Source organism: Mycobacterium sp. SMC-8 (genome assembly GCF_025263565.1).
Lineage (GTDB): Bacteria > Actinomycetota > Actinomycetes > Mycobacteriales > Mycobacteriaceae > Mycobacterium.
In genome coordinates this window covers 928,926-950,223 of record NZ_CP079865.1, presented here as the reverse complement: position 1 = coordinate 950,223, position 21,298 = coordinate 928,926, and the positions used below count along the sequence as shown (strand labels likewise).

Below are 21,298 nucleotides of genomic sequence, written 5' to 3'. Positions count from 1 at the left end.
TCCCCACCCACGAGATATTGGTCATCGGAGCTGGATTCTCCGGGATCGGAGTGGGCATCAAGCTGCTGAAGGAAGGTTTCTCGGACTTCCTCATCGTTGATGAGGCCCAAGGGGTGGGTGGAACCTGGTACTGGAATACCTACCCGGGGATTGCAGTAGACATTCCGTCATATAGTTACCAATTCTCCTTTGAGAAACGCCCGTCGTGGTCCCGTACCTATGCGCCGGGGATCGAACTGAAGAACTACGCGAAGCATTGCGTGAAAAAATATGGCCTCGCGTCGCGCATCCGCTTCGGAGTCACGGTTGTGAGGGCTGAGTTCGACGAAGAATCGACATTGTGGCGTTTGTTTACCTCGACGGACGAGGAACTGACAGCGAGGTTCGTCATCAATGCCTCCGGGGTTCTCACGCGACCAAAATCGCCGGACATACCGGGGGTCGGGGACTTCGGCGGGGTCACGATGCACACGTCGCGCTGGGACCACCAGCAGACCCTCACCGGAAAGAGGGTCGCCGTCATCGGGACGGGCGCCTCGGCGGTGCAACTGATCCCCTCGATAGCCAAGGACGTGGACACACTCACCGTCTTTCAGCGCACCCCGATATGGTGTCTGCCGAAATTCGACTTCGCGGTGCCCCGCCCGCTGAGTGCTCTTCTCCGGCTCGCACCCGGAGCGCAGATCGCCGCGCGGGGAGCCAGCCAGGCCTTTGTCGAACTCACCTTTCCCGTCGCAGCGCACTTCCATACCGCCATACCGCTGGCGTCGGCGATCGAGCGTGCAGCGATCAGCTATATGCGTCGGCAGGTCACCGACCCGGTCGTTCGGGAGAAGCTGACGCCGCGTTACGCGCTGGGCTGCAAGCGACCAAGCTTTCACAACGAATATTTGAAGACGTTCAACCGCGAGAACGTCCTTCTTGAAACCAACCCCATCACCCGGGTGGATGAGACCGCGGTAATTACGGCCGATGGCGTCAGACACGAGATCGACGTGCTCGTCCTGGCAACGGGATTCAAGGTCATGGAATCGGACAGCATGCCCACCTACTCGCTCAGAGGTGTCGCCGGCCGAGACCAGGCACAGTGGTGGGACGAGAACCGACTCCAGGCATATGAGGGAGTCAGCGTGCCAGGATTCCCGAACCATTTCTCAGTGTTTGGCCCGTACGGATACAACGGGTCGTCCTACTTCGCACTCATCGAGGCACAGGCGGGTCACATTCTCCGTTGCCTCCGGCATGCCAGGACGGCCGACTCGAACTACGTCGAGGTACGCGAGGAGGCGAATCAACGCTTCTTCGCGGAGATGCTGGCACGGCGGCATACGCAGGTCTTCTGGCAGGACAGCTGCGCGGGCGCGAACAGCTATTACTTCGACAAGCATGGGGACGTGCCTCTGCGTCCCACGACGACGGTCGAGTCGATCTGGCGCAGTCGACGATTCGACTTGGCCGACTACCGTTTCGAACGGCGACCGGCGAAAAAGGCGGACACTGCCCCACAGAAGGTGGACACCGCCGGATGAGTTCACCTGCCAGGCCGAATCCGAGCATGGCGAGCCACCTGGTCGCGGCAACGGCGCGAGGCGTTCTTCGACCTCTCACGCAAGTGATTCCGGCCAACGACCATGGCTTCGCGGTCATGGACCGCGTGCTACGGGGAACACTCGTGGTGTCGCGGCCAAGGCGCGCAATCAGTGTCGAGAAGGTAGACACGCCCTTCGCCGGTGAACGTGTGCGAGGCGACTGGGTCAAGGCGGCCAACGTGGCCTCGGATGCTCCGCCGATTCTTTATATACACGGCGGCGCATTTTCTATGTGCTCTCCCGAGACCCACCGTGGCCTCATCAGCGAACTGTCCGCGGCCGCCCGCAGGCCGGTATTTGCCGTGCGCTATCGATTGGTCCCGAAATATCCCTTCCCGGCGGCCGCAGATGATGCACTGATCGCCTATCGATGGTTGACAGAGGGAAGCGCGATCACCGCGTCTTCTGGCACGGTGGCGCTCGCCGGCGATTCCGCAGGCGGCCAGCTTGCTGCGGCGACGGCGCTTGGCGCTCGGGAACATCGACTGCCGACGCCGGATGCCATGCTGCTGATGTCGCCGGTGCTGGATTTGACATGCCAACTCGCGATGGACCGTGATCTGCGCAGACGGGACCCCTTTGCGTCCGCCATCTCTGCGTCGAGAACAATTGGTCTGTACGTGGCGGGCGCCGATCCAGCCGACCCGAGGATAAGCGTGCTCGATGCTGATCTCACGGACATGCCACCAACTTTGATTCAGGTCGGCGGACGAGAGATGTTGCTCGACGACTCCAGAGTCTTTGCCAAACGTCTGCAAACTGCAGGGGTCTCCTCGCAGTTGCAAGTTTTCCGCGGCCAGATCCATGTCTTCCAGGCGATGTTTCGCCTACTGCCAGAAGCACGTGAGGCCCTCAGGCTCGGTGGCGAGTTCTTGGCTACTTCGGCCACCGTCCGTTGACAGCGTCCCTGCGCACGCCTTGACCACGAGGCGCCCCAGCACGAAGGTTGTATGAGCTAACGATGAAACCCGTGAAACGTGAACCAACCCAGGACAATCCCCCTGGTAACCCCTCGATCGTCATCATCGGCGCTGGCTTCGCCGGAATTACCCTTGCACTTCGCCTCAAACGCGCAGGGTTCGACAGGGTCCTCATTGTCGAAAAGGGCGATGGTGTCGGGGGAGTCTGGCGGGAGAACACCTACCCAGGGGCGGCCTGTGACGTCCCGTCGCAGTTGTACTCGATCTCCTCGGCGCCGAATCCCAGGTGGGGTCGGCGTTACGCAGAACAAGGCGATATCCTCGCCTACCTTCGCCGCGTCGCCGACGAAAGTGGTTTGCTGTCCCTCCTTCGGACCAAAACCGAAATCGCTAAGGCGGCCTTCGATGAGCGCACGAACACATGGCGTCTGACCACGACTACCAGTCAGGAATTGGAGTGCGATGTCGTCATTTCGGCCGTGGGCCAGCTGTCCCGACCCTCAGTTCCTGATATTCCTGGAATCTCGGGCTTCGCGGGCCCGTCGTTTCATTCCGCGAATTGGGACCACGATCTGAATCTCAGCGGCAAGCGGCTTGCGGTCGTCGGCACCGGCGCTAGTTCGGTGCAGTTCGTCCCGGTGGTCGCCGCAGGCGCTGAGCACTTGGACGTTTTCCAACGGTCAGCCCCATGGGTGCTGCCCAAATTCGACCGTCAGTACGGTGGGCGGCATCACCAACTGCTGCGCAAGTTGCCCATTCTGCGGCTCAGCGAACGTCTGATGATTTGGACGATATTCGAGTTCTTGGCGTTGGCACTCGTCGACGCGAAGCCAGTAGCGCGAGTCTTGGGAGTCATCGCCCTCCGGCACCTAGGTCGCCAGGTGTCGGATGCCCGGCTGCGTTCCCACCTGACGCCGGACTATGCGCCCGGGTGCAAGAGGATTCTGTTCTCCAGCGACTATTACCCCGCGCTCGCACGTCCCAACGTTTCATTGGTCACCGACGATATCCGGGCAGTAGAACCTGGCGGAATCCGCACGGTGAACGGCGACTTCCACGCCGCCGACGTGATCATCTACGGCACTGGCTTCAGTGCCACCGAGTTTCTTTCCCCGATGGAGGTCTACGGCCGCTCGGACCGGAAATTGTCGGACGTGTGGGCGGATGGCGCGCACGCCTACTACGGCCTATCGGTGCCAGAGTTTCCGAATTTCCTCATGATGTACGGGCCCAACACCAACGTGGGATCCGGGTCCATCGTCTACATGCTCGAATCGCAGGCCCGACACATCGTCAGGTTGATGAAGGTTCTCCGTGCCCATCCAGGAAGTGTTATCGAGGTCCGTGCCGATGTGGAGAAGCGCTTCAACGACCGGTTGAGTCGCCGCCTGGACAGATCCGTGTGGACTATGTGCACGAGCTGGTATCGCTCGGCGCGGGGGTCGATCTCTACCAACTGGCCCAGCCCGACCTTCTTGTATCGCCTTCGTGCGCGCAGGCCGAAGCGGCGCGCTTACGTCCTGTCGCGTCCCGCGCCCGCGAACTCGTCGCGCAGGGGGACACCCGAGCCGGCCAACACCCATCTGGCCGACATGCCCTATGCCCCAAGCGGGGCCGATAGCGTCGACTAGTGGCGGCTCTGTTCAGTGACGGGTATCCGAGGACGGCGGGGAGTCGCTGACATTCGAGCGGCAACTGTGACCGCCGTTGACAGGGTGGTCACCGGTGTAAACGATGGGTGAAATCCTTCCGATAATGCGAGAAACAACATCAAGGGGGCACTCGATGACCAAATCGCCGTCCGGTTCGGCAAGCAAGTCCCGTGACCGGCTGTTGTCGGTACTACTGAATCCCCTCCCGCAGCGCGTCGAGCGCGCTATCCAGGAGTGAGTCGACGATGGCCGGTTCGCGAACTTGCCGCGCCGCCGACCGGTAGCGGATTGAAGCCAGTTATCGGCGATCAGGGATTGCCTCTCGTTGGCCTTCGCCCGGAACTTACCGGCGGCACGCTCGGGGCAGAATGGTGATTTACTCGCCGCGCTATGTGAGGCGCGCGCCAGGACGGCGAACGCTTCACTGATGCGGACAGCATAAATCAAATGATCTTTCTGATGATGGCCGCTCATGACACGTCAACGATCACCACTGCCGCTGTGGCGTACTTCTTGGCGAAGAATCCTGAATGGCAGGATCGACTTCGTGCTGAGTCTGACCGTCTAGGCGACGATCTGTCGGACATTGAGGACCTGGAGGGGCTTACGGCGATGGACTTGGTCATCAAGGAGTCGCTCAGACTAGTTGCACCGGTACCGTTGGTTATGCGTAAGACGGTGACCGACACCCTAATTGATGGCTACTACGTCCCCTCCGGAGTGCTCGTCGTCATCACGCCTGCGGTCAACCACTTTGCGCCCACAGTGTCGACCGAGCCGGACCGGTTTGACCCAACGCGACTCGAGCCGCCACGGCGCGAGGATCAGGCCCACCGCTTCGCCTGGCTTCCGTTCGGAGGAGGCGCGCACAAGCGCATCGGGATGCACTTCGGCACCTTGGAGGTGAAGGCAATACTGCACGAGATGCTGCGGGAATTCACCTGGAGTCTGGATGACGGCTACCGCGTTCGGTGGGACAATACGTCCCTGCCTGTTCCCTGTCGACGGCCTACCTATTACGTTGTGTCGCCGATGATATCTAGGTCATTCCACGAGACTTTTGAGTGCTTAGCCGAGCACATCGCCCTTACAGGGCGCCGGCGGAATCGACGCAGTCCTCCAAGTGGCCTCGGAGATCCTCAACAAACCCCGGCGAACCGTAGTCGGCAAACCTACGCAAACTGCCGGAAAGGATGGTCATGCTAGAACCATCAACAGCCGTCGTCACAGGAGCAGGTCGAGGGATTGGTCTGGAGATCGCGAGACAACTCGCCGCTGCCGGTCACAAGGTTTTGCTCACGGATGTGGATGGCGACGCAGCGGAGCGCGCTGCCACCGAGGTCGGCGGTGGCGCTTGGAGCGCCACGCACGACGTACGAGATCCGTCGGGTCATCGGGAAGTCGCTGCTCAGGCTTTAGCCGCTGGCCCTCTGGCGGTGTGGGTAAACAACGCTGGGATCCTACTCGCGGGTAACAGCTGGAGTCACAGCGATGCCGAGATTGCGTCGATCCTCGATGTCAATGTACGAGGTGTCGTTGCCGGCTCACACGCGGCAGTTGTCGCTATGGGCGCGGGTGGGGGCGCGATCCTCAACATCGCGTCCCTCTCGGCTCTGGCGCCCATCCCTGGATTAGCGATGTACGCAGCAACCAAAGCGGCCGTATTGTCGTTCACCACATCGCTGCAGGGCGACCTTGACCATGCGGGATTGCCAATCCACGCACGGGCGCTATGCCCTGACGTGGTAAGTACGAAAATGGTCACCGACCGGGTTGCCGACCCTGGGGCGGCGCTTCTGTTCGCCGGACCGCGTCCAATGGATGCTGCGGCCGTGGCCCGCGCGGGACTCGAGTTGCTGGAGAGTCGCCAGATATTCCGGGTAGTTCCTCGGTGGCGTGGCGTAGTTGCGCGCACTAGCGATGCTGCGCCGTCGCTTGGATTGAAAGCTTTCGCGTTGATGCGCGGCGTCGGTGAGCGGCGCCAACGCAATCATCGTTGATGGCGGTGTCGAAGACGGAGGGTTTAGCGTGGGGAGGCTCGAATTGTACCTGGTCAGGTTTTCGGTTCGCAGAGTGGTAAGTGGGGATCAAGCTGGAATCCCAGTTCCTGCAGCCTGTCATTGATTATCAACCAGGTTTGCCGTGTCAACCGAATGACGAGTTCGTCACGAGTGGAGTCGCGATGGTCCAGCCACCATAGGACCGAAGCGTCCATCAAGCCCATGATGGCGGCGACATTGCGGTCTGCCGCCTCTGAGTCCTCGCCGTAGCGAGGAAAGTAACGGGCACCCGCGACGGCGAGTTCAGAGGCGAATGCGCTGCTGCCGGGCGCGGTCTTCTCGGTGCTGCGCCGATAGTGTCGGTTCACCAGGAACCGATAGAGGTTGGGGTGTTCGTCAGCCCACATGACGTGCTGAGTGACCGGCGCGCGTATCACGTCTAGCGGCGATCCCTGGACATCCAGAGTTAGGCGAATCTTCGCAGTGAGTTCGCGGTGGACGTGACGAGCCACGGCAAGATCGAGTTCTTCTTTACTTGCGAAGTGGCGGTAGAAGTGTGTGCGTCCCAAACCGGCCTTGTCTGCGATTTGGCCCGTGAGTGCGTGGGGCCCGTTCTCTTCGATTGCGCTGAGCGCCGCTTCGATGATCTGTTCACGACGTAGTTCACGGCCCGGCAACCTACTGGCCGCGCGGCGTACCGCTGTGGTGTCCACCCAGTGCTGTCGCTCCACGATGTCACCGTAACGCCCCGCGCTCTGGAAAGTTCTGGGTACGTGTTGTACCCGGCGTGCGATTCGTGGTACACCATGTACCCACAGGCGAAGCGAGACCATTGCGGGATCGGTGCGCAAGCAAACACAGTGAGGACTTTGTAATGGCAGCCAACCGCTCTAGCTGGATGGACGACGACCTCGACGCACTGCGGGATTTGGCACGTACGTTCTGTGAGAAGGAGGTCGCGCCGCACAGTGCCCGCTTCATCGAGCAGCACCACGTGGATCGGGACCTGTGGACCCGGGCGGGTGATCTTGGGTTGCTGTGCATGTCAATCCCCGAGCAGTACGGCGGAGGTGGGGGAACGTTCGCTCACGAAGCAGTCTTGATTGAGGAACAGGCCCGCATCGGCGATTCGGCATGGGGCGCGCCGCTTCATAGTGGAATCGTCGCCCACTACCTGCTCGAGTACGGCACCGATGAGCAGAAGGAACGCTTTCTTCCCAGACTGGCAACTGGTGAGATGGTTGGCGCGATTGCGATGACGGAGCCGGGCACTGGCTCCGATCTCCAATCTGTCACGACCAAGGCATCGCGCGTTGGAGACGAATACGTTGTCAACGGTTCCAAAACGTTCATCACCAACGGCGCTCAGGCCGACCTCATCATCGTCGTTGCGAAGACCGACCCCAGTGCCGGAGCGAACGGAATCTCGTTGGTTTTGGTCGAAGGCGATCGACCGGGCTTTCGGCGGGGTCGGGTGTTGGACAAGGTCGGTCAGCGCGGACAGGACACCTCCGAGCTCTATTTCGAAGATGTGCACATTCCGGTTGAGAACCTCCTGGGTACGACTGAAGGCCAGGGGTTCATTCAGTTGATGCAGCAACTTCCCCAAGAGCGATTGATCCTTGCGCTTGGTGCAGTGACAGTACTAGAAACAGCGCTCGAGTTCACTGTGGAATACACCAAAGATCGGCATGCCTTCGGCAAGCCCGTCTTCGCCTTCCAAAACACCAAGTTCAAGCTCGCCGAGGTCGCCACCGACGCCCACATCAGCCGCGTTTTCATCGACGACTGCGTCGCCCGCCATCTGCGCGGTGAACTCGACATCCCCACCGTCGCGATGGCGAAATGGTGGACTACTGAGCGTGCGATGGTCGCCCTTGATGACTGCTTGCAGCTCCACGGCGGCTACGGCTATATGACCGAGTATCCCATCGGCAGGATGTGGGCCGATGCTCGCGTTCAGAAGATCTACGGTGGGACAAACGAGATTATGAAGGAGATCATTGCTCGGTCGCTTTAGATCGAATTCGACCGCTAGATTGGTTACGAGGGGCCGCGATAGCGAGGTGGCGTTCGCTTATCAAGTCGGTGGTGACTGTTCATTAGGCGGTCACTGTTCACTAGGCGGATACCCGGCGAGCTCGCTTCAAACGGGGGCCTTACTCGGCCGGCCTGGGCGCGCCGCGCCCGAGACAGGTTGACCTTGCTGCTGACGCCCTTCAGACGATATGCGCCGGCGGACGACCACCGGAGGCCTGCGTCGTCGACGATCACCCGCGTGGAGTCCCACCAACACTGCGCCTGGCCGCGCCGCCGCGCTCACTCGGCTGGCCAGGTTCACGGGGTTGCCGAACCAGTCGCCCGCGCGCGAGACCGCTGACCCGGACGCCACGCCAATCCTCAAGGAAGGCAGGTCATTTGCTGACGCGCTGTCGATCAGGTCCAGCATCGTCGTCACCAGCTGGCTGTGACAGCCTGATTTGGCCCCGGGTGGGCGGCTGAAAGTGGCCCCACCTGTGTGGTCGCGGGTGTGCTGTTGTGACGGTCTGAGTTAGCCCCACCTTGACGACACTCCGCGTCGGTTAGGACGACGTGAATTGGCCCCACCTGACAGTGATCACAGGCGGTTCCGGATGGCCCGGATCGCTGGTGAAGGGTTGGTGGCTGGAAAGGTGAGGACACGGGTGGAGCAGTTCGCAGCGATCCGCCGGGATCGTCGGGTTGAGGGTTTGTCGATCCGGGCGCTGGCAGATAAGTACCGGGTGCATCGACGCACGGTGCGCCAAGCGTTGGATTCGGCGGTGCCGCCGCCGCGCAAGACCGGGCCGCGAGCGGCGCCGCGGTTGGAGCCGTTCAAGGCGGCCATCGATGAGATGCTGCGTTCGGATCTGGATGCCCCGACAAAGCAACGCCATACCGCGCGACGGGTGTTGGCGCGGCTGGTCGATGAGCATGACGCTGCCGGGTTGTCGTATTCGACGGTGCGCGACCACATCCGCAAACGTCGCCCGCAGATCGCTGCGGAGGCGGGCCGGGCGCTGGAGGCGGGATTTGTGCCGCAGACCTACCGCCCGGGCGCTGAAGCCGAGGTCGACTTCCACGATCTGTGGGTGGTGCTGGCCGGGGTGAAAACCAAGACCGCACTGTTTACGATGCGGTTGTCGTTCTCGGGTCGAGCAGCGCATCGGGCGTTCGCCACCCAGGGCCAGGAAGCGTTCCTGGAGGGCCACGTTCATGGGTTCAACCGCCTGGGCGGGGTGCCGGTTGACAAGATCCGTTACGACAATCTCAATAGTGCGGTCAAGCAGGTGTTGTTCGGACGGTCCCGTCAGGAGAATGAACGCTGGATCGCGTTCCGCTCGCACTACGGCTTTGAAGCGTGGTATTGCCAGCCCGGTCACGACGGCAGCCACGAAAAGGGCGGCGTCGAAGGCGAAGGTGGCCGGTTCCGCCGCAATCACTGCGTGCCGATGCCGGTGGTGGACTCCCTCGACGAGCTCAACGCGTTGTTGGCCGCTGCTGACGACGCCGACGATCGTCGTCGGATCGCCGACCGCGCCAACAGTGTTGGCCAGGACTGGGAAACCGAGCGGCAGTTCCTGCAGCCTGTTGCTGATCAGCCGTTTGAGACGGCGTTGACGCTGACTCCGCGGGTGGATCGGTACGCCCAGATCATGGTGCGCTGCAATCAGTATTCGGTGCCGGCCCGGTTCATCGGGCATCGGGTGCGGGTGAAACTGTCGGCGTCGCATGTCACCGTGTATGACCGCACCACGGTGGTGGCACGTCATCCCCGGGCAGTCGGCAAAGGCACCAAGGTGCTGGACTTGGACCACTATCTGGAGATCCTGGCCCGCAAACCCGGCGCGTTGCCGGGGGCCACCGCACTGGCTCAAGCGCGGGCGGCCAAACTGTTCACCGCCGAACACGACGCGTGGTGGACTGCAGCCCGGCGGGTTCATGGGGATGCTGGCGGAACGCGTGTGCTGGTTGAAGTCCTGTTGCTGCACCGTCACCTCGACCGCGCTGATGTGCTGGCCGGTATCAGCGCTGCGCTGTCGGTGGGCTCGGTCAATGCCGATGTGGTGGCGCTGGAAGCCCGCCGGGCCGCCGAACAGCGCGCCGGCCTCGGTTCAGCACCCGGCTGTGACGGCACCCAGGTGCTCCGGCTGGCTGGGCACCGCCTGATCGCCGACGAGCGGCCGTTGCCGTCGGTGGCCCACTATGACACTCTGCTGGGTCAGCAGAGCTCATGACCAACACGACACGTCACACCGTCACCGATCAGGCCGCGGTCGCGGCCATCGAACAAGGTGCCCGGATGTTGCGGCTGCCCACCATCCGTGACCGCTTCGCCGAGATCGCCGCCGCGGCCGAACGTGAACAGCAGTCCTATCTGGGGTTCTTATCGGAGCTGATGATCGCCGAATGCGAGGACCGGGATCGCCGCCGGGCGCAGCGCCGCATTCATGACGCCGGGTTCCCTCGGCCAAAGCGGCTCGACGAGTTCAGCTTTGAGGCCAACCCCGCGATCAACCCCGCAGTCATCGGCACCCTGGCCACCTGCGCCTGGGTCAAAGCCGGGAACCCTTGTGCTTGATCGGCGACTCCGGGACCGGCAAAACTCACCTGCTGATCGGATTGGGAACCACCGCCGCCGAAGCCGGCTACCGCGTCCGCTACACCCTGGCCAGCAAGCTGGTCAATGAACTCGTCGAGGCCGCCGACGAGGCCCACCTGAGTAAGTTGATCACCCGCTACGGTCGGGTGGATCTGCTGCTCATCGATGAGCTGGGCTATCTGCAATTGGACCGCCGCGGTGCGGAGTTGCTGTTCCAGGTGCTCACCGAGCGCGAGGAACGCGCCTCGGTGGCGATCGCGTCCAACGAGCCGTTCTCCGCGTGGACCAAGACCTTCACCGACCCGCGACTGTGTGCGGCCATCGTCGACCGGTTGACCTTCGCCGGGCAGATCATCGAAACCGGCACCACCTCCTACCGACTCGCCCATGCCCGCACCCGCCGCACCAGCACCGCGCAGTAACTCACACGCCGCTGATGCTGCCTGCAGCCGATACAGTGACCAGGTCATGTTGGTCGCCGATCTGCAGCACTTCCTCGACGTGGGCCCCGAGACCCCGGGCCGGCCCGTGCGCTCGCCGAGCACCTGGGCAGCATCGTTTCCGCAGCATCGGCCGGCGACGCTCACACCCGGTGGGAAACCGCGCTGCCGTGTCGGCGCCGACCCGCCAACCGCCGCTGCCCGGGCCGCATCACGGTCGTCCGCGGCGATGCTGAGCAACCCATCGGCTGGCAATGCAGCCACTGTGGCGACGACGGCACCATCAGCAACTGGGCAGCATCAATCTACGATCTGCGTCGCCAGCAACTGACCGCAGCCCAACCGCTGCGCGACATTCCCATCGACGCTGACACCGCAGCGATCCTGCGCACCCTGCCCTTCCTCGACAGCGACTGTCAGAGAGCGGTTTTCGCGGTGTTCGCCCACGGTGGCGAGCTTCACCTCACGATGACCGGCGACGAACTCGATGATCTGATCGATGCGGTGGCTGCCGAGTCCAATCATGAACCCAACCGCCGCCGTCAACGCCAACTCGACACCGCTTACGACACCTTGACCGCCGCCACCAACTCGCCCCGGTGGTGACCCGATGGCCCTACCCGAACTCGATGTCGCACGCGTGCAACAGTGGTGCGCGGCCAGAGTGCCCGAACATGCGCGTCACCAAGTCCGCGTCGAATGCGACGTCGCTGCCCGGCACCTGACCATCGTCGAACGACGAGCGCCGTGGCGCGCAGACTACGGTCCGGACTGGACCAGTTTCCCGATCGCACGACTGCGCTACACCGCCACCACCAACACCTGGACCCTGTACTGGCGAGACCGACACCTCAAATTTCACCGCTACGACATGATCGACCCCACACCGCACATCCACGATGTGCTCACCGAAATCGACCACAACCCCTCAGGCATCTTCTGGGGCTAAACGCCAACCCCCAACGCACCGCGAAGTGGGGCCGAAACTGGCCGTCACAGTGGGGCCACTACAAGTTGACATTGCCAACCAGCGGCGTCGGTCGTGATGAGACCAGCATGACCGCGCCCCGAGGGTTTCACGAATCTCAACCGGTGGGTTGGCAGCCTCGCGCGCAGCAGTCGCGAGTCGATTCGCGAGCCTCTCCAAATCGTCGGGCTGAAGCTTTCAACATGTTCAGCGCGCGAAGCCACGCATCATCTCCGTGGCCTGCCCGATGCCTTCCGTGAGGGCCCGCAATATGGCGACTGTTTCGTCTGGATTCCGGTTTCCGTGCTCAGCTCGCGCAGAGAGACGTACCGTCCCTCATCACCCAGTACGCGGCTTGTAGGAAGAAGGAGAGGGGTTGGGGCCACCAGTCGGCTTTGATCAATCGTGAAGCCCTGGGCATGCAGCCAGGCAATTAGATGAGTCCTTTCCTGGCGGCTGTCGCCCTCAAGACCGTCGTGCAGACATACTGAGCGAGGTCGTCTTCGTGTGTTGCTGACACCCTGGACCTGCTTAGTGCTGCGGCGTACCGGGACGCGGACAGGATGGTTCAGTGTTCACGCCGCGCACCTGGTGACTCGACGCGGGGACGCCGAGCACGGCGTGACCCATCGCAACGAGCAGCGCAGAGGTCTGTTCGGGAGCCAGGCCAGTGCCGCGGTAGTGCAAGATCGATTGAATGGCTCCGATCGCTCCATGAACCATCGCCCGAAGTTCAATCTCATCGACCGCGGGCCGCAATTCTCCGACGAGGTGTACCCACTCTTCTAGATAGAGTCGCTGCTTTCGGCGCAACCGGCTCTGGTGCTGATCCGACAGATTGTGCACTTCGCGGTAATACACCATTGCCAGCTCGCGTTGATCCATTACCAAGGCGACTTGGTCTGACACCAGCAGGGTCAGCGCCTCCGCCTCGTCGCGGGACTGCTCGACGATCGCCGTCGCACGCTTAAGGAGTTTGTCCACCACTCGCTCGAAGAGGGCCGCCAGTAGATCGCTCTTACTGTTGAAATGGCGATAGATGGCCGGCCCGACAACCCCTGATGCAACGCCGATGTCGGCCATGGAGACAGCGTGGTAGCCCCGCTCGGCAATCAACTCGGTGGCAGAGGCGAGAATCCGTTCCCGACGTTCGCCGCCGACCCGGGTACGTCCGGCAACGACCACCTTGTTCACTACTACCTTCCTTCGCTCGCAACCAGGGCTCGCGCAGCACTGCAGCGCCGGGAGCTACACTACGAACGTTAACACCTGCTCACAATCCCAGGTTGAGTTGAAATGTAGACGCCCAGTGGCAGGTGGCTGGCGCCTGCGCGTGTGATCCCCATTCGTGGATGTGCCCGCTCATTGGCCAAGATCGGCAACCGCGTGGGCAGATCGCTGCGCCCTCTTTGGATGTCCAGTTCGGCAAGGAACTGGACAAAGCCATCTCTCCGTCTGCCGGACGCTGTTGGCGTCATCCGATCGTCATCACATCGTTCGGCAACACGGCTTTGGCAAAGGGGCTACGTCAAGCAGCAGGCAGAGGACGGCGACTTGATTGGCGATACGTCGACAGAGTGGCCCGGCTACTCCAAATTCGGGATTTGTCAGGTCGCGCCGACAAGGGATTGCGGTATGTCCACGATGCGGGAGCGCAGGTACTCGCACAAGCCCTTCGCCTGGGCATCCGGCCGGGTCGAGGATGCCACGCCTTCCCCCAGCAGCCCGTGCACCACAACGTTGAGCGCACGCAGGTTGGGCAGCTCGAATCGCTCTATGCGCAGCTGCGCAGCCTCCGGGCCGAGCAGCCCGCGCAGTCGCTCGACGGTTAAGTGCTCGCGCACCCAGGCATAGCCGGCGTCGTCGCGGGCCCAGAGACCAATATTGGCGTTGCCGCCCTTGTCGCCGGACCGCGCGCCCAGAACCGCGCCCAGCGGCGCGCGGCATGTCGGCTCGGTCGGCGGCGCGGCTGCCGCGCTGCCCCGGACCTTCGCGGCCGGCACGCTACCGGTCGGCGGATCGGCGATCCTCCGGCGCTCACCGTTGGGCAGCACCACGACCTGCGTCACGCTCGACCGGGTGTTGACCGTCCCTCTGTGTGACGACCACGGCGGGGGTGATCGTCATTGAAGTTGTCGAAATCCCGGGTCGGGGACGGCGGTCGTCTGCATCATCAGCGTGCCCACGAACGGACCCCGCGCTGGTCTGCTCGCGCAGAGTCCATTTCGGCTCCGGCGCGATGCCGAATCCCGAGATCGTCACAATCGGTGACGGCGGACGCGTCGATTCTGCGGTCGCCCAACACGAACTGACCCCTATCCCGGTTCCCGGGTGATAGGTAAGGCTGGTGGATCATGGACTGGCTCTGCGGTGATCGTCGCGCGCACCGGCGAACTGGCCGAGAAACTGCTCGCCGCCGGCGAACTCCGCTGCCCGCGGTGCCGCGACGGCCAGCTGACTTCTTGGGGCTACGGCAGGCGGCGCTCTGTGCGCGATCACGACGGGACCACGATCACGGTGCGCCCCCGCCGCACGCGATGCCGGTCCTGCTCGTCAACGCATATCGTGATGCCCGCCGCTCTGCAGCCACGCCATGCCGACACCACCGCAGTGATTGGAACAGCATTGCTGCACAAAGCAAATGGACTCGGACACCGGCGTATCGCGGCGACCATGGGGCGGCCGGTGTCCACCGTGCGCCGCTGGCTTCGCCGACTACCGCCAGAGCACCTGGACCGTCTCGCACGCGACGGGACCGAGCAGCTGCTCGCCCTGGACCCCGACACGTTCACCGCGCTGCGCTACCGAGGGAACATGTTGCACCACGCGCTGTCGCTGTTGTCGGCAGCGGCCTACTGGGACCGCCGCCGCTACGCCCTCGGTGAGCCGCCGTGGACCCTGATCGGGATGTACACCCGCGGCCGCCTTCTGGCGCCACCCGGCTGACCCTCCGACGTCCCCGCGCTGCCGCCGGGGGCGTCATCACCATGCCTGCCGACAGTCGTCACCATGACGACCACCGCGTCGCCGCGACGATTACCCCGTCACAATGCAGACCGACCCCCGAAATCACGTCTGCATCCACAGTGACGCCATCGTCTGCATCCTGAGCGACGGCCAACACCGGGGCACGGTCGCTGGGCGATACACGCCGAACACTGACTCCGACGTGGGTGGCGTGGTGGTGTGGAAGCCGGCATACCCGGCCAGAGCGATCTCCATGATTGCGCTCGAGAACGCCCGGCCGACCTTGCGCGGGTCGGTGTCCTTGACCGTGATCCGCAAGTGCGCGCACGCCTGGTCGTTGGTGGGGGCGTCCGGTGTGTCGAAACGCAGAAACCGGACGTCGACCTCGGCGAAGGATCCCCGGCCGCCGAGGATGTCGAACAGCTGCTGCTGCGCGAACGCGGCTTTCGCCTCCAGGTCCAAGCCGGTGAGCACCATCGTCATGGTGTTCCGGTAGCCCCCGACCTCGTTCAGCGCCACCTTGAGCGTCTCCGGTGGCGGGCTGCCGGTGACACCCGTGATCGCCACCCGGTGCTCGGCCTGCTGGGCCAGCGAGATCGTGTCGAAGTGAGTCACCACGTCGGGCCCCAGATAGGCCGGCTCGGCGATCTCGTAGAGCAGCTGGGAGGTGACCGTACCGACCGACACCAGCCCCCCGGTGTCGGCGTGCTTGGTGATCACCGACGAGCCGTCGGCCGCCACCTCCGCGATCGGGAAGCCCGGGTAGCGACGGTCGGTGATCTCGTCGAGGAAGGCGTAGTTGCCGCCCGTGGCCTGTGGTCCGCATTCGATGACGTGGCCGGCCACGACGGCACCGGCGAGCCGGTCCCAGTCGGTGCGCTCCCACCCGTGCCACCAGGCGGCCGGGCCGACGACCAGCGAGGCGTCTGTCACCCGTCCGGTGACGACGACGTCGGCGCCCGCACCCAGCGCTTCGGCGATACCCCAACCCCCGAGGTAGGCGTTGGCCGAGACCGGCTTGACCTCACCGACCGCAGGGGTGATCGCGGAGAGGTTCCCGCGCAAGTCGTCACCTTCGATGTGGGCGATCCGGACGGTGATACCGAGCCGGTCCGCAAGCTCGCGCAATCTGACGGCCAGCCCGGCCGGGTTGAGCCCACCGGCGTTGGCCACGATCTTGATACCGCGGTCGGAACAGGTGCCCAACACCTGCTCCATCTGGGTCAGGAACGTGCGCGCGTAACCGCCCGCCGGATCCTTCGCCTGGGCCTTCGCCAGGATGAGCATCGTCAGTTCAGCGAGGTAGTCCCCGCACAGCACGTCGATGCTCTGCTCGCCCGTCCCGCCCTCGACCATCTCCCGCGCCGCGGCGATCCGGTCGCCGTAGAAGCCCGAGCAATTTCCGATGCGTACCGGGTCCCTCACGACACACCTCCGTCGAACTGTCCTGCGGTGCGCCCGCCACCGGGAGGTCCGGCGAAGGCCTGCGCGATGGAGAGCCACTGGTCGGCGAGCGGACCGGTGACGTGCAGTGCGGTGTCGTCGCGATGCCTGCGCTGGGTGACGAGCAGGCAGAAGTCGTGCGCAGTGCCGGTGACCCGGTTGGGCACGCCGTCGGGGCCCCAGGTCCACAGCGTGCCCCCCGGTGCGGTGAGCTCGACACGGACGGGTTCCTCGGGCACCTCCAGGCCGTTGGCCATGTAGCTGAACGCCCGCGCTCCCACGCCGATGTGGGCGACGTGGCGCAACCGGGCCGAGGGCACACGGGTCACTCCCAGCGCGTCGGCGATGTCCTGACCGTGCGCCCAGGTCTCCATGATCCGCGCGGTCAGCGAGGAAGCCGCGCTCATGGGGAGGCCGAACCACGGCACCCGCATCGAGGGGTCGATCGCTGCGAAGGCAGCGACGAGGGCGCGGCGCGCGCCGTCGAACCAGGACAGCAGCTCCGCTGTCGGCATCGGCCGGTAGCGCTCGGCGATGGTGTCCGGGGAGATCCGGCCGTCGGCGAGCATGGGCAGCACCTCGGCCGTGAACCCTTCGGGGTCGGTGGCTGAGCGCACCGCGGCGTCGTCGAAGAACGCAAGATGGCTGATCTGATCGCGGACCGCCCAGCCTGCCGCGGGGGTGGGCGCGTCCCACCCGGCTTGCCCCTCGGGCAGCTCGGCGATCAGTGACCACAGCTCGGCCGTTTCCGCCCCGATGTCGGTGATCAAGGACTCCATCGGCACGGCCACGTCTAACGTCCCTTCCAAACCGGTGTGCGCTTCTCGCGGAACGCGGCGGGACCCTCTAGCGCGTCGGCGCTGAGGTACACCGGCTCCCATATCTGGTCGGCGTGGGCGTAGGCCTCCGTCAGGTGGTGCGCTGCGGAGAGGTATACGGTCTTTTTTGCCGCGAGTACGGACAGCGGTGCGTTGGAAGCGATCCGCAGGGCGATCTCCTGAACTCGTACCCGCAGCTCCGCTGCGGGCACGACCTCGTTCACCATGCCTACCTCGCGGGCGCGCTCGGCAGTGATCGGGTCGCCGGTCATCAAAATCTGCAGCGCAATCCGCGGCGGCAGCAGCCACGACAGCGGGACAGCCCATGGCGAGCCGCGGCCTACCTTGACCTCGCTGACCGCGAACCTGGCGTGCTCGGCTGCGATGACGAGGTCGCACTGCTGGGCCAGTAGGAATCCGCCGGCGAAGGCGACGCCGTTCACCGCGGCGATGGTCGGCTTGGCGACCTGGATGTTGCGCCCGAATTGCGGCGCGAAGTCTGGCGGCGGAACCGTGAGCGCCGTCTCCGCCATCTCTTTAAGGTCCCCTCCGGCGCAGAACGCCTTATCGCCTGCCCCGGTCAGCACCAGAACCTTGGCGGAGTCGTCGGCGTTGAAGCGGTGAACGCTGTGGAACAGTCCCTGCCGGACCGCCCCGTTGAGCGCGTTCCGTGCCTCGGGGCGATTGATCGTCAACCAGGCCACCCCGTCGACGACCTCGTAGGTGATCGCTTCCTCGCTCATCAATCCCCGTCCTGATCGGCACCCGCCCTCCCGATGTGAGGGCTCGTTCACTCGCAGTACGTTACCCGGCAGAATGTCGCGAGGACCAGTTGGTGAGCGAACGCGTTGCGTCCGGCGGCGCAACCCGACCGGCGTGGCCAGCTCCGTAAATGTTGGGTTCGCCACCTCGTCGGCCGCATTCGGTTCGAGCGATTGACGAGATCGGATCCCAAGGCCGCAACACGGGGTTGCATTCGTACGTCAAGTCCTCGGCAAGAATGTGGCCCTCTTCGGCCTTTTGGGATTGGCACGCCGGAGGTGCTCCTTGCCACCGTTTCACCCTTGGCTCCCAGAAACAATCGGTGCCAAATGCTGTGAACGCATGCGTCGCCGCGGGGAACCGCTCGTCAGCGTCCGAGGACTTGAAAACCTTCCCATGCTTTCCGGCGGTCGGCGTGGGGGTCGTTGTCCACTCGCGAAGCGCGATCGAAGACGAGGACCGGACGGGCGTCGCTGGTGTAGCGCGGCCAGCCGTCTCCTGGAACTCCGGTGCGTGCGAAAGCATCCCAGCGCCCTTGCATGTCGTCGCTCACGCGTAGGGCCGAGCGGCGATCGGCTCCGGCGCTGAGTAGCCGACCGAGCGGCGTGCGGTAGGCGTCGAACACCGCAAGAAGCTCCGTCGCATGGGTGGCACCCAGCCCGGCCCATTGCAGAGTTCGCGGGGCGAAGTCATAGCGGTACAGATATGTGGGGGCGTGCCGACTGTGGGAATCCGCGAGCTGCCACAGTGTCGATCCGAATGTGAAGTCGGCCCCCAGTCGGATACAGGCATCGGGGGCCGGATATTCGGGATAGGCAGCAGTAATTCGCTCGCGACAGGTGGGTTCCGCTCCCGCTAGTAACGCTTCGATCTTGGCTTCGTTCGTCGGGAGGAGTTTGAGGAAGCGAGTGAACAACCGGCCCTCGTCGGCGTTCGTACCGACGATCAGCGGCACACGGTACGCCTTGCCGTCGCGCATCGCTTGAATGGGCTCGGACGGTAGATAGTCGGTTCCGAATGTGCATCCCACCGGGTAACCGCCAGCAAGGTCCGATGCACTCGTGGTGAGCAAGCGATCGAATGCATTCACCAGTTGAGCCGGACGCGCCGCCAACAGGAGGCGGGCGGGCTCCCGCTCGTCGGCGCAGAGAATGGATGCGAACTTGGCGGCGAACTCCGCGGCCAGCTCCTGGGAGCGGGATAGCGCGCCGGCCGGACTTTGTGAGATAGCCTGTGCGAAAAGCCCTTTCGCCGCTGGCACGGCCAGCAAAGTGGTAACGGCGTGCGCGCCCGCGCTCTCTCCGAAGATCGTCACGTTATCGGGATCGCCGCCGAATGCCGCGATGTTCTCGCGTACCCACCTGAGCGCCGACACGAGGTCACGCAAGTAGAGGTTGTCGTCAATATGGATGTCTGCGGTGGACAGCGACGACAGGTCGACAGCCCCTAGCGCGCCGAGGCGGTAGTTTGCCGATACGTACACGCAACCGCTGCGGGCAAGCGACGCGCCATCATAGATCGGTGTCGCGGAACTGCCCAGGAAGTACGCCCCGCCGTGAATGAAGAACATCACGGGCAGAGGTCGGTCCGAGCCGCCGTCGGGTGCAACGACATTGAGGGTGAGGCAGTCCTCGCTCATGGGCTGGAACTTGCCCGGACCGACGATGGTGTATCGGCGGGGCTGTGGAGCGCAGTAGCGGAATCGGTGGCAGGGTCGGACGCCGTCCCACGCTTCGACCGGCTGGGGAGCCTTGAACCGCAGCGCGCCGACTGGTGGCTTGGCGTAGGGAATGGAACGCCAGCGATTGACGCCGTCCCGCGTGAATCCTTCGATGGCGCCCGAGGTGAGTTCGGTGCGGACTGTCTTCGCTGGCATGTATCGACAATAGCGAATGACTATTCACACCAGCGCCCGGCTCTGCCGTTCAGTCGCCGTGTCGGGCACGGTTTGGCCTGCTACTGATGACTCACTCGACTTCGGTCAGCGGCCTCCACGGCCGTTCGGTGACGTCGTGGCTGATTCTTAAGCACCGGTTACTTCTTTTCAGAAGAAGAAGCTACCCATGACCGGCTATCTCCGGGCGTGCGGGGACATCCTCAGCGTTGTGAGCGTCGGTACTCGCTCGGAGAGCGGCCGGTCCATCGCTTGAAGGCGTGTGAGAAGTTAGCAAGATCGCCGTATCCGAGCTCGGTCGCGATCTGGCTTGCCGACATTGATCGGGTGATTAACAGCATCATCGCGCTCTCCCGCAGACACGACTGGCGCAACTCGCGAAACGTGGTGCCCTCTTCGGCGAGCCGGCGTTTGAGTGTGCTGGTGGATACCGAGAGTTCGTCTGCGACCCGCTGGCAACTTCGCTGTCCGGGATCCTCGTCCAACAACCGTCTCACCTTCTTGGAGAAGGACGTGGCTCCGCTCTGCTCGTCGAGGGTCCGCCTCAGCTCGGCGACGGCGAGTCGATACGCAAGGGGATCGGAGAACCGGCACACTTCATTGAGCGCGTTGACGGGAACATGAAGGTAGGACATCGGTGCGTCAAAGAACAGGCGCCCGGCTAGTACCATCTCTGCCGCGAGTTTGTTCAGGGAGACCGGCGCTGACCAACTCAAGTGGAGCGTGACGGTCAGCGCGTCACTGACGAGCATGTCCAGCAGTCGTAACAACGCCGAGCCGGTATATGTGACTGCTAAGCAGTCCAGGGCCCGATCGCCTGTGTGCCCCCAGAGCCCGACGGTGAGACCTTGGTCGTTTGGACGGAATTGTGCATTGATCGCCGTGGTGATCAACGGTAGATAGGTGAGCAGCTCGACGATCTCGGCTACCGAGCCTGCGCTGACCAGCGGGACGCTCAACGGGCCGAAAGATGTCAACTGTGCCTGTCCTGCAAACGAGAAGCCGAGCAGGGTTGCCCGGTCGACGTCTAGATCGGGGTACAGATCGCGAAACCACCGCAGTGGCGCCTGGACATCGTGCTGCATCAGCGTCGCCTCGTCGGTTCCCTCGCGCGCCATGATGGTGCGAAGCCGCGCGACGGCGTCCGGGTCGAGTGCCTGGCTCTCCAGCATTTGCACGAACGCGACCGGAGGCACACCGGCGTTGCTGAACTTCACCGATCGTG

16 protein-coding genes and 4 pseudogenes are annotated in these 21,298 nt (G+C 63.8%); 10 read left to right on the top strand and 10 right to left on the bottom strand.

Annotated elements, in window-relative coordinates:
• Positions 1–14: 14 nt before the first annotated feature.
• From KXD97_RS04710 to KXD97_RS04690, 5 genes and pseudogenes are all read left to right on the top strand, one after another.
• Positions 15–1,529: an NAD(P)/FAD-dependent oxidoreductase gene (locus tag KXD97_RS04710; RefSeq protein WP_041800854.1), complete on the top strand. Its 1,515-nt coding sequence runs from the start codon at positions 15–17 to the stop codon at positions 1,527–1,529.
• Positions 1,526–2,488, top strand: coding sequence for an alpha/beta hydrolase (locus tag KXD97_RS04705; RefSeq protein WP_067992185.1), 963 nt, complete (start codon positions 1,526–1,528; stop codon positions 2,486–2,488). The genes KXD97_RS04710 and KXD97_RS04705 overlap by 4 nt, the downstream gene beginning before the upstream one ends.
• 62 nt (positions 2,489–2,550) lie before the next feature.
• Positions 2,551–4,140 carry an NAD(P)/FAD-dependent oxidoreductase gene (locus KXD97_RS04700; protein WP_068001988.1) on the top strand — a complete coding sequence of 530 codons (1,590 nt, stop codon included), beginning with the start codon at positions 2,551–2,553 and terminating at the stop codon, positions 4,138–4,140.
• Positions 4,141–4,492: 352 nt separating this feature from the next.
• Positions 4,493–5,197: pseudogene (locus tag KXD97_RS04695) on the top strand (cytochrome P450); the annotation flags it as partial.
• A 163-nt stretch (positions 5,198–5,360) separates the two neighbouring features.
• Complete coding sequence (locus KXD97_RS04690; RefSeq protein WP_109558230.1) at positions 5,361–6,161, top strand: SDR family oxidoreductase; 801 nt, start codon at positions 5,361–5,363, stop codon at positions 6,159–6,161.
• Between the two features lie 53 nt (positions 6,162–6,214).
• On the opposite strand, the gene KXD97_RS04685 is transcribed toward KXD97_RS04690, so the two are convergent.
• Positions 6,215–6,892, bottom strand: a complete 678-nt coding sequence (locus KXD97_RS04685) for a TetR/AcrR family transcriptional regulator (RefSeq protein ID WP_225397498.1) — start codon at positions 6,890–6,892, stop codon at positions 6,215–6,217.
• A 143-nt stretch (positions 6,893–7,035) separates the two neighbouring features.
• Between KXD97_RS04685 and KXD97_RS04680 the strand changes: the two genes are divergently transcribed.
• The 3 genes and pseudogenes from KXD97_RS04680 to istB all read left to right on the top strand — a co-directional run bounded on the left by KXD97_RS04680 (position 7,036) and on the right by istB (position 11,204).
• Positions 7,036–8,181 (top strand): acyl-CoA dehydrogenase family protein, encoded by a 1,146-nt coding sequence (locus tag KXD97_RS04680; protein ID WP_011895443.1) that lies wholly within the window; start codon positions 7,036–7,038, stop codon positions 8,179–8,181.
• A gap of 652 nt (positions 8,182–8,833) precedes the next feature.
• The gene (gene istA / locus KXD97_RS04675; RefSeq protein ID WP_073683354.1) at positions 8,834–10,417 is read left to right on the top strand and encodes an IS21 family transposase; all 1,584 of its coding nucleotides are present in this window, start codon (positions 8,834–8,836) and stop codon (positions 10,415–10,417) included.
• Positions 10,414–11,204 (top strand): annotated as a pseudogene (gene istB, locus KXD97_RS04670) (IS21-like element helper ATPase IstB). Before istA ends, istB begins: the two are co-directional and overlap by 4 nt.
• Positions 11,205–11,522: 318 nt before the next feature.
• Here the strand turns inward: istB and KXD97_RS04665 are convergent.
• Positions 11,523–11,774, bottom strand: a complete 252-nt coding sequence (locus KXD97_RS04665) for a hypothetical protein (RefSeq protein ID WP_260752518.1) — start codon at positions 11,772–11,774, stop codon at positions 11,523–11,525.
• Positions 11,775–11,832: 58 nt separating this feature from the next.
• Between KXD97_RS04665 and KXD97_RS04660 the strand changes: the two genes are divergently transcribed.
• Complete coding sequence (locus tag KXD97_RS04660) at positions 11,833–12,171, top strand: DUF3024 domain-containing protein (RefSeq protein WP_073683274.1); 339 nt, start codon at positions 11,833–11,835, stop codon at positions 12,169–12,171.
• Between the two features lie 245 nt (positions 12,172–12,416).
• On the opposite strand, the gene KXD97_RS33265 is transcribed toward KXD97_RS04660, so the two are convergent.
• The 3 genes and pseudogenes from KXD97_RS33265 to KXD97_RS04650 all read right to left on the bottom strand — a co-directional run.
• Positions 12,417–12,671, bottom strand: coding sequence for an adenylate cyclase regulatory domain-containing protein (locus KXD97_RS33265; protein WP_225399912.1), 255 nt, complete (start codon positions 12,669–12,671; stop codon positions 12,417–12,419).
• Positions 12,672–12,720: 49 nt separating this feature from the next.
• Positions 12,721–13,383 carry a TetR/AcrR family transcriptional regulator gene (locus KXD97_RS04655; RefSeq protein WP_011895441.1) on the bottom strand — a complete coding sequence of 221 codons (663 nt, stop codon included), beginning with the start codon at positions 13,381–13,383 and terminating at the stop codon, positions 12,721–12,723.
• Between the two features lie 413 nt (positions 13,384–13,796).
• A pseudogene (locus tag KXD97_RS04650) lies at positions 13,797–14,267 on the bottom strand (exopolyphosphatase); the annotation flags it as partial.
• 292 nt (positions 14,268–14,559) lie between these two features.
• Here KXD97_RS04650 and KXD97_RS04645 point away from each other — a divergent pair.
• Positions 14,560–15,135, top strand: a complete 576-nt coding sequence (locus KXD97_RS04645; protein WP_260751629.1) for a DUF6431 domain-containing protein — start codon at positions 14,560–14,562, stop codon at positions 15,133–15,135.
• 177 nt (positions 15,136–15,312) lie between these two features.
• On the opposite strand, the pseudogene KXD97_RS04640 reads toward KXD97_RS04645, so the two are convergent.
• The 5 genes and pseudogenes from KXD97_RS04640 to KXD97_RS04620 all read right to left on the bottom strand — a co-directional run.
• Positions 15,313–16,581: pseudogene (locus tag KXD97_RS04640) on the bottom strand (acyclic terpene utilization AtuA family protein); the annotation flags it as partial.
• A complete protein-coding gene (locus KXD97_RS04635) occupies positions 16,578–17,390 on the bottom strand; it encodes a TIGR03084 family metal-binding protein (protein WP_011895439.1) in 813 nt (270 codons plus the stop codon). The gene KXD97_RS04635 and the pseudogene KXD97_RS04640, both read right to left, overlap by 4 nt.
• 2 nt (positions 17,391–17,392) lie before the next feature.
• Complete coding sequence (locus KXD97_RS04630; protein WP_011895438.1) at positions 17,393–18,160, bottom strand: enoyl-CoA hydratase/isomerase family protein; 768 nt, start codon at positions 18,158–18,160, stop codon at positions 17,393–17,395.
• Between the two features lie 386 nt (positions 18,161–18,546).
• On the bottom strand, positions 18,547–20,055 hold the full coding sequence (locus KXD97_RS04625; RefSeq protein ID WP_067992190.1) for a carboxylesterase/lipase family protein: 1,509 nt from the start codon (positions 20,053–20,055) through the stop codon (positions 18,547–18,549).
• Positions 20,056–20,276: 221 nt separating this feature from the next.
• Positions 20,277–21,290 carry an AraC family transcriptional regulator gene (locus KXD97_RS04620; RefSeq protein ID WP_041800299.1) on the bottom strand — a complete coding sequence of 338 codons (1,014 nt, stop codon included), beginning with the start codon at positions 21,288–21,290 and terminating at the stop codon, positions 20,277–20,279.
• Between the last annotated feature and the right edge of the window lie 8 nt (positions 21,291–21,298).